This window comes from Tsuneonella troitsensis (assembly GCF_001441535.1).
Taxonomy (GTDB): Bacteria; Pseudomonadota; Alphaproteobacteria; order Sphingomonadales; family Sphingomonadaceae; genus Tsuneonella; species Tsuneonella troitsensis.
In genome coordinates this window covers 599,349-611,240 of the sequence record NZ_LMAU01000003.1, presented here as the reverse complement: position 1 = coordinate 611,240, position 11,892 = coordinate 599,349, and the positions used below count along the sequence as shown (strand labels likewise).

The 11,892-nt window shown below is 63.8% G+C and carries 9 protein-coding genes; 5 read left to right on the top strand and 4 right to left on the bottom strand.

The genetic code is table 11. The features are described from left to right. Positions 1 to 3,776: beta strand repeat-containing protein (locus tag AR323_RS09620; protein WP_200956695.1), on the bottom strand; the 3,776-nt coding region annotated here is incomplete at its 3' end. A 464-nt stretch (positions 3,777 to 4,240) separates the two neighbouring features. Here AR323_RS09620 and AR323_RS09615 point away from each other — a divergent pair. Continuing rightward, positions 4,241 to 4,894, top strand: a complete 654-nt coding sequence (locus tag AR323_RS09615) for a hypothetical protein (protein WP_057883705.1) — start codon at positions 4,241 to 4,243, stop codon at positions 4,892 to 4,894. 9 nt (positions 4,895 to 4,903) lie between these two features. On the opposite strand, the gene AR323_RS09610 is transcribed toward AR323_RS09615, so the two are convergent. Then, positions 4,904 to 6,223, bottom strand: a complete 1,320-nt coding sequence (locus AR323_RS09610; protein WP_083495335.1) for a sulfotransferase family protein — start codon at positions 6,221 to 6,223, stop codon at positions 4,904 to 4,906. Between the two features lie 94 nt (positions 6,224 to 6,317). On the opposite strand from AR323_RS09610, the gene serS reads away from it, so the two are divergent. The 3 genes from serS to AR323_RS09595 all read left to right on the top strand — a co-directional run bounded on the left by serS (position 6,318) and on the right by AR323_RS09595 (position 9,461). Then, positions 6,318 to 7,592, top strand: coding sequence for a serine--tRNA ligase (gene serS, locus AR323_RS09605; protein WP_057883704.1), 1,275 nt, complete (start codon positions 6,318 to 6,320; stop codon positions 7,590 to 7,592). Next, on the top strand, positions 7,592 to 8,353 hold the full coding sequence (gene surE / locus AR323_RS09600) for a 5'/3'-nucleotidase SurE (protein ID WP_057883703.1): 762 nt from the start codon (positions 7,592 to 7,594) through the stop codon (positions 8,351 to 8,353). The genes serS and surE overlap by 1 nt, the downstream gene beginning before the upstream one ends. 64 nt (positions 8,354 to 8,417) lie before the next feature. After that, positions 8,418 to 9,461: a potassium channel family protein gene (locus AR323_RS09595; protein ID WP_057883702.1), complete on the top strand. Its 1,044-nt coding sequence runs from the start codon at positions 8,418 to 8,420 to the stop codon at positions 9,459 to 9,461. On the opposite strand, the gene AR323_RS09590 is transcribed toward AR323_RS09595, so the two are convergent. Then, positions 9,458 to 9,868, bottom strand: coding sequence for a DUF1761 domain-containing protein (locus AR323_RS09590; protein ID WP_057883701.1), 411 nt, complete (start codon positions 9,866 to 9,868; stop codon positions 9,458 to 9,460). The two genes, AR323_RS09595 and AR323_RS09590, sit on opposite strands and share 4 nt — an antisense overlap. A 73-nt stretch (positions 9,869 to 9,941) precedes the next feature. Between AR323_RS09590 and rimO the strand changes: the two genes are divergently transcribed. After that, positions 9,942 to 11,321 carry a 30S ribosomal protein S12 methylthiotransferase RimO gene (gene rimO, locus AR323_RS09585; protein WP_057883700.1) on the top strand — a complete coding sequence of 460 codons (1,380 nt, stop codon included), beginning with the start codon at positions 9,942 to 9,944 and terminating at the stop codon, positions 11,319 to 11,321. On the opposite strand, the gene AR323_RS09580 is transcribed toward rimO, so the two are convergent. Continuing rightward, complete coding sequence (locus tag AR323_RS09580) at positions 11,318 to 11,887, bottom strand: alpha-ketoglutarate-dependent dioxygenase AlkB (RefSeq protein ID WP_057883699.1); 570 nt, start codon at positions 11,885 to 11,887, stop codon at positions 11,318 to 11,320. The two genes, rimO and AR323_RS09580, sit on opposite strands and share 4 nt — an antisense overlap. Between the last annotated feature and the right edge of the window lie 5 nt (positions 11,888 to 11,892).

The window sequence follows — 11,892 nt, the reverse complement described above, 5'->3', positions numbered from 1 at the left end:
GCCGTCGGAAGGTCGTCGACGATGCGCACCACCAGGGTGTCGCCCGCAGCCGTGCCGCCCAGGCCCGCCACCGACAGCGCGATCGCGTCGTCGAACTCGGTCCCGGTCGCACCGACCTTGCTGTCGTTGTCGATCGTCGCCTTCAGCGTGTAGCTGTAGCTCACCGTCCCGCTCGTCGCGCTCCCGGTGTAGCCGGTCAGCGTCAGCGTGCCCTCGCCCGTGTCGACCACGCCGTTCGTGGTGCCGAACGCCTGGACCTGCGCCAGCGTGAACACCGTGCCCCCGATCGTCACCGTCGCGATGCCGTCGGTCGCCGAGACCGTGAACGTCCCCGTGCTCGTCTCGCCGTTGCCCGCTGCCTGCGACCCGTTGGGGTTCAGACCCGACTCGAACACCGTGTTGTCCGGGCCGTTCGCCGCCGCGGTCACCACGGTCGCGCCGTCGTTGGCACCCGTGATCGTGATCGTCAGCGTCGCCGGCGACACGTCGCCGTCGGCATCCTGCATCGTGTAGTCGAGCGTGTACGTCTTCAGGTCAGCCGCGGTCAGCGCCTGCGTCGCCGCACGGCTGTTGTCGAGCACGTAGCTGTAGCTGCCGTCAGGGTTGAGGGTCAGCGTGCCGTAAACGTTGAGATCCGCGATCTCCGCCGCATTGCCCGCAGACCATGCCGTGAAGCTCTTGGGCGTATCGGCGCCCGAGGCATCGTTGGTCAGCACGTTGCCCGCAACGTTGCTCACGCCGTCCTCGACCACACCGAATGGACCGTCGTTCAAGGCCGTCGGAAGGTCGTCGACGATGTTGATCTGCAGCGTACCGGCGGTGTTGTCGCCGTCCTGATCGGAAACGACGATCGCGAAATCGTCGAACGTGGAATCGCCGACTGTGTTTGTGGTGAGTTCGTAGGTGTAGTCGACCGAACCGGCGGAAATACCGGTGATCGTCAACGTTCCGAACGCCCCGGCGTAGGTTTGTCCGACCGCTGCCACTGCGCCGTCGATCGTGACGATCGCCGGTCCATCAGGCGCGGTAAACGTGAAGCTGCCAGTAGCGAATTCGCCATTGCCCGCCGCATCGGATCCGTCCGGATCGAGGCCAGCTTCGAGCACTTGAGTCACGCCGGGAGTTCCGGCGATCGGCAGGTCTAGCGTCGTGCCCGCATTGCCGATCGTGATGACGAGCTGCGCGGTCGACTGGTCGCCGTCCCCGTCCTCGATCGTGTAGGTGAAGGTATCGGTGACGTTGCCCGGAGTGCCGGCGTTGCGGGTGTACGAGAACTCGCCATCGGCATCGATCGTCAGGGTGCCGTACTGCCCGTTGACCGTCGACCCGACTGTTCCGCTGTCGACACCGCTATAGGATACGACCTCTGCGGCATCTGCGCCCTGGGTATCGTTGGTGACTACGTTTCCGCCGATCGGACCGTAAGTCCCCGCGGCAAGCGCCGCAGCGTCGTCTGCGGCAGTCGACTGGTCGTCCGCAATGGCGATCACGAGCGAAGTGGACGCGGTATCGCCGTCGCTGTCGGTCACCACGAGAGTGAACGTGTCGCTGTCCGGATCGGTCAACGTGTTGTCGGCCAAGGTATAGCTGTAGGTGTAAGCTCCAGCCGAGACCGAGATCGTCAAAGTGCCCTTGGCAGTGGTCACCGTGCCGCCTGCCGTGACGTCGACCCCATTTACGACCAGGGACCCGACGGTATCACCGCCGGTGGTCAGTGCGATCGTGCCCGCTGCCGTTTCGTCAGTGCTTGCACTATTGGAGCCTTCCGGCTCGCCTGGCCGCGCCGGAAGCGCGGCCTCGTCGACGGTATCATCTCCAGCCACCGCGATGGTGGGGGTCGAGTCGGCCGCCAGTGTGATCCTGACCGTCGCCTGGTCGGTGTCGCCGTCGCCATCGGTGATGGTGTAGTCGAACGTGACCGAGCCGGTCTCGCCGTTGCCGGGCATGTAGGTGAACGTGCCGTCGCCGTTGTTGACAAGGGTGCCCGTTCCGCTGAGCGAACCAGCAACCAAAGCCACGGTGCCAGGCTGAACGCTGTCGGCACCTTCGATATCGTTGCCGAGCACATCAACGGTTACGGGCACGTTTTCGGCCGACTGGGTTGCCGTATCGTCATTCGCGATCGGCGCGTCGTCGAGGATCGTGATCGTCAGCGTCTTGGTGTCGGAATCGCCGTCGACGTCGGTGACGGTGACCGGGAACGAGACGGAGGTGGTGTCACCCGTGGTATTGTCCGTCAGGGTGAAGGAATAGGTGATCGCTCCGGTCGCCGGATCGTAAGACGTAATCGTCAGCGTGCCTTGCGGAACGGTGATGATCTGGCCGGCGCCGGTGACGATCGTTTCACCGATCTTCACCGAGGCGATGCCGTCCGGCGCGACCACAGTGATCGCTCCGTTGGTGGTTTCCACCGGGGTCGCCTCCGCGGTGCCGGGCGCACCATCGGTCCGTGCCGGCAAGCCGGCTTCGTCGACGATGGTTCCCGCGCCCGAAGTCGGCAGCGACACGACGCTTGCCGGACTGTCTCCGATGGAGATTGTCAGGGTCGCGGTATCGCTGTCTCCGTCACCGTCGGTGAGAGTGTAGGTGAACACATCGGTAACACCGCCAGCGGTGTTCGGCGTGCGCACGTAGCTATATGAACCGTCGGCCTTGATCGTCAGGTTGCCGTACTGACCTGCAATCACGAGGTTTCCGGCGGCATCGAACGTCGAATCGCTACCACCTGCGCCACTAATTGAAGTGACCCGCGCGCCGTCGGCGCCCTGCACGTCCGCACCGGCTGCGCCGCTCGTGGTGCCGCTGCCGCTAATGACGTTGCCGGTTTCGGGGCCATACGTACCCGCCGCGACCGCATCGGTATCGGCGCGCGCATCGGGCGCATCGTCCAGAATGGATATGGTCAGGTTTGCGGTGGCCGTGTCGCCGTCCGTGTCGGTCACGACCACGACGAAAATGTCGGCGGGGTTCGTGTTCGCGTTGGTGTTGTCGGTCAGCGTGTAGCTGTAACCGTAATTGCCCGGCGCGATACTGGTGATCGTCAGCACGCCGTTCGGGGTAGTGAACTGTTGCCCAACAGCAGTGATCGCGGTGCCATTCAGCGTGATGGAGGCAAGGCCGTCTTCGGCCAGGAAAACGATCGATCCCGCAGTCGTTTCGCTATTGGTCGACGCGTTCGAACCCGGAGACTCGACCGATCCGTTCAGACGCGTACCCGGTAAGCCCGCCTCGCTGACCGACGCACCCGCAGAGGATGCGCCCGTCGGATTATCGGGCGTTATGATCCCGACAGTCGGCTCGCGGTCGACGAAGTTGGGAATGATCTCGCGCTCTTCGGGCTGGGGAAACGCCAGCTCAGTGTACGGCAGCAGGTCGCCAAGACCGTAAGCGGCCTGGAGCGGACCGACAGCGCTGGCGAAGTTGCCGCCCGAGCTTTGCGGATTGCCGGCAGCAGGCTGCGGTTCGTTGCCGATCAGGAGCGCTGCCAGGTTGAGCGGCGGGATGACGACGTCGTCAATGACGAGTTGCGGAACGATTATCGCGCCGTCGGGGATCACATAACGAACGCCGTCCGCACCGATGACGACCAGGTCGCGGCCCTCAATACGGATGTCACCGAGTTCGGTGCCGGCCGGAAGTACGACGACGCCCGATTGGTCTGCGACGAGAACTTGCGCCGCTCCCCGCCCCACTGCGGGTGCGGAAGCGCTGCTGTCTTGCAGTTCAGCCGAGTCCTGATCGCCGAACTGGTTCGGTTCCTGATTGTGCAGATCCATCTCGTACCAACCTCGCGTTACGGGTGCGTCTTTTCGACGAAGCAAGATTGGGGACCGCCAGAATGGACGGGTGAGCGCCTAACGCTCCCGACGACTCTCCAATTCTTGCGGCCCTGGTTTTCGTCGTGATCGGCACGTTCACATGCCCTCTGATCGCGACGAGTCGTTTGTGAGGCAGAGTCAGAACAGGATTCTAACAGGGTTTCAAGGAAATTAACCTTTGTTGCTCGGTCCCCGTCAATCTGGAGTTTACATCGACTTACACGGTGAACGTTCGCTTCAATTCCCGGAATAGGACAGTCCGGGGCGCTTGCTCACGAAAAATTCCGCGCGCTCTTGCTCCCTGCTCCTCTTGTGAGGGGAACGATTTTGCATGATCCTGTGCGCTGGGCTGCGTGAAGCCGAGGTAGTGGGTTGCATGTGCGTTGACCAAGCGCGCTGATGTAGGGGGGAAGTCGACGAATATGATGACCCGACGTGCCATTTCCCTGTCCGTTGGTGGCCTCGCGCTAGCGGCTGGCCTGGCGACCGCGCTCGCGGTCAACGCCGAGCCGCCAAGTTCCGTCACACGCTTTCTGGCCGATCGAGATCTTTATTCGATCAGCATCGTTCGAGGCGACTATCCCGTCTGGATGGAACTGCCTGAGCTGTCTTCCCCTGAGACGAGTTCGAAGCAAGATTCGGGCGAAGTGCCCGCTGACGATCCGATCGAACCGGAATTGGCGACGATGGAACAGGCGGTCGACGTTGGCGAAAGGCCGGAAATGGCCACCGTCGGCAATTCGACCGGACGCATGGTTGCGCCGCTGAAGTTCAGCGTCACCGACTTCGGCATGGCAGCTTCGGTCGACGTTAGCGGGAAGATACGGACGAGCAAGCCGGTCATGTTGGCAGGCAATCGCCTGGGCACGATCGAGTTGGCGGTGGGACAGGGTGCATCGGTCTCGATCGATCGTCAATCGTTGGCAGACCTCGTGGGAGACCGGTCTCCAGCGCTTGCGTCGACCCTTACGCGGCTGGAGGGCGACCGCGTCACGCTGGAGGAAATCCGAAGCCGCGAGGTCGCCGTACGTTATGATCCACTTGCGGATGCCCTGATCATCGAACCGCGGTCCTGACGACGGTCCTCAGCGCATGTTCCCAAATGCCGAAGAAGGAACATCGCCCGCCCCTTCCATCGGCACATCGTAGCTGCGGATGTATGCGCCAAGGCGATCGAGGACTTCTTCCTCGCGAAGGCCGAACTCGTCCAAACTATATCGATGGGGCGTACGCTTGAGCGCGCGACTGCGCTCGATGTAGTTTTCCATGCCGCCCACCGCGGGAGCCATATCGAGACCCAGGAAGCGGTAAACCCTCGTCATCGTCCCGCGCCAGTCCCGGTCCATGTCCTCGTACCGGACATCGATGACGCGGTCGGGGGCCATGTCGCGGCGAGCCCTCATCATCCGGGATATCATCAACTCAGTCTTGCGAAGCCACTCGCGCCCCACGCGATCGGGATCGGCATGGTCCGAGTAGATTATGGTCTGGTTCCAGGCGAGCGAGGCGGCGCTGCCGACGACCTGGCGGGGGTCGCGGTGCGTGAAGATGACCCGCGCGTCTGGAAACACATTCAATAGCGCCGGTAAATCAAGCATATGCTGCGGCGTCTTGAGAATCCATGGCCGCAACGAACTCTCTTGCTGAGACCAGCCTATGAGCCGCAGCAGGTTCGCCATGTGCCGGTACGCCGGAGTTGCATCTTCGCCCTCGCACCAGCGAGCGTAAGTGGGTACGGTCCACTGGGCTTCATGCTTCATCCCCCACATCGACGCGACCAGAAGACCCAGTTCCTCCTCAGGCTCGTATGGTCCGGTAGGGTGGATCGAGAGAGTGCGCGGATTGGCGAGCCGCGCGACCTTCATTATGCGGCTCGCCAGCTTTGGACGGAAGTCGGCGGCCTTGCCGACCATCACTTCTTCGAATCCGGGCCGCGGCACCGGGCTGATCGTTTCAAAGCTGCGCAGGTGCGCGAACCGGCGGTCTGCGGCAAGCAACCGGTGCATACGTGTCGTACCGCTGCGCATCGGTCCGACGATGACAACCGGATTCTTGATCGGTCGGGCCAGGATCTCAGGGTGCCGATCGAACCATATCTGCGTGTAGAGGCGGTCGCGCAAGACGTGGTGAAACTGCTTTTCGGCGGCGAACGTGCCGGCGTCGTTGAGCCGAGCTTCGCCGCGGACTGCGTCGAGCAAGACGTCCATCGGGCGTTCGAACCAAGGATCGCCGAAATCGTCCAGGCCCGTAGCTGCGACGGCCTGCTCCAACAGTTCGGTTTTCGTCAATCTGGCCGGCGCGATCGCACCGATATGCCGCCCATGACGGAGCACCCGATCGAGCACCCCGATGAAGGGGGTGCGCTTTGGCGGATTTATGACTTGCTGGACCAGAGTCGCCCCCATTATTCCGCCGGTTGGCGCATTGTCCCACTACCCTCGGATTTGGGAGCGGTTCCCGCATTGCCCTTGTCTTGAGCGTCGGGCATAGGCCGCGCGCATGCACGACATACGCCTTATCCGTGACGACCCCGCGGCGTTCGATGCCGCCCTCGCCCGCCGCGGATTTGCCGCTTCGGCTGCCCAGATCCTTGCCCACGACGAAGCGCGCCGGGCTGCCGCGACAAGGGCTCAGGAAATGCTCGCGCGCCGTAACGAAGCGTCGAAGGCGATTGGCGCGGCGATGGGGCGTGGGGATCCCGACGCCGCTGAAGCGCTCAAGGCGGAGGTGGCCAGCATCAAGCTTGAACTTCCCTCGATCGAGGACGCCGAGCGGGAGGCGGCGCGCGCACAGGATGATCTCCTGGCGAGCCTCCCCAACCTGCCCGCCGACGATGTGCCCGAGGGCGATGACGAGACGGCTAACGTCGAGGTTTCTACCTGGGGCGAGCCTCGCCGATTTCCGTTCGTTGCGAAGGAGCACGCGGACATCGGACCCGCGCTGGGCCTCGATTTCGAGACAGGCGCGGCCATCGCCGGTGCGCGCTTCACGTTCCTGCGCGGACCGATGGCGCGGCTCCAGCGGGCGATCGCGCAATTCATGCTCGACGTTCAGACCGGCGAGCATGGTTACACCGAATGCGCCACCCCACTTCTTGTTCGCGAGGAGTCGATGTTCGGCACCGGGCAATTGCCCAAGTTTGCCGACGATAGTTTCGTTACGACCGACGGGCGCTGGCTGATCCCGACGAGCGAAGTCAGCCTGACCAACTCGGTCCGCGAACAGATTGTCGATCTTGATGTACCGTTGCGATTGACGGCCCTAACACCTTGTTTTCGTTCGGAAGCGGGCTCGGCCGGACGCGACACGCGCGGTTACATTCGCCAGCACCAGTTCGACAAGGTCGAGCTCGTTTCGATCTGCCGCGCCGAACACGCAGCCGCCGAACACGACCACATGCTACGGAGCGCGCAGACGATCCTCGAACGGCTGGAACTGCCATACCGCACGATGCTGCTGTGCGCGGGCGACATGGGCTTCGGCGCGAAGAAAACCTACGATCTGGAGGTGTGGCTGCCCGGACAGGGTGCTTACCGTGAGATCAGTTCGATCAGCTGGTGCGGAGATTTCCAGGCTCGGCGGATGAACGCCCGATACCGGGCCGAAGGCGGCAAACCGGCTTTCGCCCATACCCTCAACGGATCGGGTCTCGCCGTGGGCCGCACGCTGGTGGCCGTGCTGGAGAACTACCAGCAGGAAGACGGCTCGGTGGTGGTACCGGAAGCGCTCTGCCCCTGGGCGGGCGGCCTCGAGCGACTGGTGCCGGCCGTCTAATGCGCATCCTTCTTACCAATGACGATGGTGTCCACGCCCCGGGCCTCATCGTGCTGGAAGAGATCGCGCGTGCCTTTACCGACGACATCTGGATCTGTGCGCCTGCCGAGGAGCAATCCGGTGCGGGTCACTCGCTTACGCTTTCGCGTCCGGTACGGATGCGAAAGCACGGCGAGCGGCGGTATTCGGTAAGCGGGACGCCCACCGATGCCGTCACGCTGGGCCTGCGCAAGGTCATGGACGGCCCGCCGGACGTGATCCTGTCGGGCGTAAACCGCGGCGCGAACCTGGGCGACGATGTCACCTATTCGGGCACGGTATCTGCGGCGATCGAGGGTGCGCTGGCAGGCATTCGTTCGATCGCTCTCAGCCAAGTCTACGCCAGCGAAGGCATGGGCGATGCCGTTCCGTTCGACGCGGCGCGCGCGTGGGGGGCGAAGGTGATCGCCCCACTTCTCGATGCGCCGTTGCCGAAGCGGACGTTGGTCAACGTCAATTTTCCTGCGCTTGCTGCGGAAAAAGTCAACGGAATCCGCGTCGTACGCCAAGGATTTCACGACTATTCGAGGGGCAGCGTGGTCGAAGGTCGCGACCCTCGAGGCTACCCCTATTACTGGTTCGGACTGGAGGCGATCGAGCACACGCTCGACCACGGAACTGATCTCGAGGCGATCGACGAGGGGTATGTCTCGGTGACACCGCTGCAATTGGACCTGACGCATCATTCATCACTGGGCGCGCTGGCGGAGCGGTATTCCTGATGGGCCGGCAGACGAGCGCTCAAGGGCTTCGAGAGCCGGCACAAAGCGCTCTCCAGGTCGCGAGATGCCAGTGAAGCCACCCAAGCCCCATCAGCGCACCAAGTTCCAGCCGATCCGCCGCGCGGTGCGCGTTCCAGTTTGGGCCGATCTCGGGATCCGCATGGGCTTGGCGCTCGGGCTCGTTTTCATGGTCATCATGATCCACTGGTGGGATCGCGAGGGTCTGGTCGACAATTTCGACGGGGAGATCAGCTTTCTCGACGTCGTCTATTTCACGATGATTTCGATCACCACCACCGGATTCGGCGATATCGCACCTATTTCGGACCGGGCGCGTCTGGTGGAGGCGGTGATCGTCACGCCTATACGGATCGCCGTCCTATTCATCTTCGTGGGCGCCGCCTACGATTTCGTCATCCGCAGAAGCTGGGAGAAGTGGCGCATGGCGCGCATTCAGGAACGTCTCACGGATCACATCGTGGTTCTCGGCTTCGGGGTATCGGGCTCGGAAGCCGTGAAGGAACTGATCGAGCGCGGCACGGATCCCGAATGCATCGTGGTGATGGACACCAGCACCGCTCGGCTGGCCGATGCCGAGGCCATGGGCTGCAACGTGATGGAAGCCGATGCATCGCGCGACGAGAACCTGCAGGCTGTGCGGATCGCCGAGGCTTCGACCGTGCTGATTTCGGCCGGGCGAGACGACAGCTCGATCCTGATCGTGCTCACCGTCCGCCACCTCGCACCCAAGGTCCCGATCAGCGTGGTCGTGCGCGCCGACGACAACGAATTGCTGGCGCGGCAGGCAGGCGCGGACAATGTCATCAATCCCGTTCGCTTCACCGGGCTGTTGTTGGCCGGCAGCGCGCAGGGTTCGCACATCGCCGACTACATGGCGGACCTGGCATCGCACAGCGGGCGGGTGAAGCTGGTCGAGCGACCGGTGCGCCCCGAGGAGATCGGCAAGTCGATCAACGAGCTTGTCAGCGGCGGCAAGGGTCTGCGGGTCTATCGCGACGGTGAGGCGCGCGGATACTGGGAGTGCGGGTTGTTGCAGGAGGGCGACATTATCGTCGAAATCCAGCCCACGGCGCTCACCGAAGCCTAGCCCAGCAGGAAAAAGACCAGCCCCATCGCCAGATAGGCCGCCAGCCAGAAACCGGCATCGATGAATGCGACCCGCGTCGGCACACGGATGTGGCTGAAACTGACCCACAGCGCGGGAATGACGAAAGCAATCGCAAGGCCGCCGCTCATCATGAAGTAGAGCCACGGCTTGGCCGCCAGCGTCGCTTCACCGACCCGTGCGAACAGGTGGCCCAGCATCGTCGACGTAAGCAGCAGGAGGATCGCGGAGAGCGCCGCGATCTTCTCGGGCCGGACCCGCGCCATGACGCGTCCCGGCGCCACTTTTCGCAGCTTCGCTCTGCCGAACAGCGGTCCGAACCAGACCAGCGCGAGCCCTCCGGCTGCGATGGCTGCGACGACGACGGCGATCCAGTTGACGGGACCCAATTGGCGACCTTTCCTGCGACATTTTCGTCCGGAGTAGCGCAATTGACGTTTGCGGTGTAGGGGCGCGGCCGAAATGAACTCCCCAATCGCCACCACAATCCCGGACCAGAAGAAGGTCGGCATGGTCAGCCTCGGCTGTCCCAAGGCACTCGTCGACTCCGAGCGGATCCTCACCAGCCTGCGGGCCGACGGCTACGCCATGAGCGCGGACTATGCCGGTGCCGACGTCGTCCTCGTCAACACCTGCGGCTTCCTCGACAGCGCCAAGGAGGAAAGCCTCGAGGCGATCGGCGAGGCCATCGCCGAGAACGGTCGCGTGATCGTGACCGGCTGCCTGGGCGAAGAAGCGGAGCTCATTCGTGCCCGTTTCCCGCAGGTGCTCGCCGTCACAGGAGCGCATCAGTACGAGGCCGTGGTCGAAGCGGTGCGCGAGGCCGCGCCTCCATCGCAGGGGCCGTTCGTCGACCTGATCCCGCAACCCGACGTGAAGCTGACGCCGCGCCATTACAGCTATCTGAAAATTTCCGAAGGCTGCAACCACTCCTGCGCCTTCTGCATCATCCCTCAACTGCGCGGGAAGCTTGCCAGCCGGCGCATCGACGCGGTCCTGCGCGAGGCCGAAAAGCTAGTTGCTGCAGGCACCAAGGAACTGCTGGTGATCAGTCAGGACACCAGCGCCTATGGCGTCGACATCCGGCACGAGCCGCGGATGTGGCACGGCCGCGAAGTCCGCGCCCACATGACCGACATGGCGCGCGAACTCGGCCAGCTCCGCACGCCGGAAGGCGATACGCCTTGGGTGCGCCTGCATTACGTCTATCCCTACCCACACGTCGACGCAGTCATTCCGCTGATGGCGGAGGGGTTGCTGACGCCATACCTCGACATCCCGTTCCAGCACGCCAGCCCCAAGGTGCTGCGCGCCATGAAGCGTCCGGCGAACGAGGCGCGTGTTCTCGAACGAATTCGTTCGTGGCGGACGATCGCCCCGGACCTGACAATCCGGTCCAGCTTCGTGGTTGGGTTCCCCGGCGAGACGGACGACGATTTCGCCTATCTGCTCGACTGGCTCCAAGAGGCGCAACTCGACCGCGTGGGAGCGTTCCGCTTCGAACCGGTGGCGGGAGCTGCGGCGAACGACTTGCCCGATCCGGTGCCCGAAGCCGTCAAGGAAGAGCGCTACGCCCGCCTGATGGAAGTGACCGAGCGGATCAGCGCCGAGAAGCTCGCAGCCAAGGTGGGCCGCACATTGCAGGTGATCGTCGACGAGGTCGGCGAGCCGGACGAGGACGGCGATATTGGTGCAACCGCTCGCAGTCAGGCCGACGCGCCCGAGATCGATGGACAGGTATTCCTGCGCAACGTGCCGGCAACGCTGAAGGCCGGCGATTTCGCCAACGTGCTGGTCGAGGATGCCGACGCGCACGACCTGTATGGAGTGGTCGCCCCTTAGGCTCGCAGGGTACGGAAGGTCACGCTGCGCCGAGTGATGTTCATCGGCGCGATCGAGTGTTCCCATTCGTCGCGCACCTCGCCGCCGAGCAGATAAGTCGAACGCGGCGGCAATTCGACTTTGCGTCGTTCGAAGGCGCCGCTCGGCAGCCGTCGCCGGAGCCGCAGGACCGCCGGAGCCGAAAGCGACAGGCCGACAATCTCACCATACTGCGGTCTATCCCGATGCCACCCGATCCCCGCGCCAGGTTCGTAGCGGATCAGCAACGCCTGCTCGAACGCTGACGGGTTGCGGGCGAACAGCGGAACGACCCTTTCCCTCAACGTCGCGAGCCAGTCCGGAAGTTCTGGCGCAGGCGTGGGCCGGCTCCGCTGATAATCGTAAGCCGAGCCGTAATTCGTCGTGAGGCGCTTGCCAGTCCAGGGACCGAACTGGAACGGCGCCAGCGCCGCGCAATCGATTTCGGCTGTGATCGATCGCTCGTCCGCCCGGTCTATCGCGTCTTCTACGAGAACGAGCCCGGGCACCACGGCGGGCAATGCGAAAAGTCCTGGCTGCGCGACCATGCCCG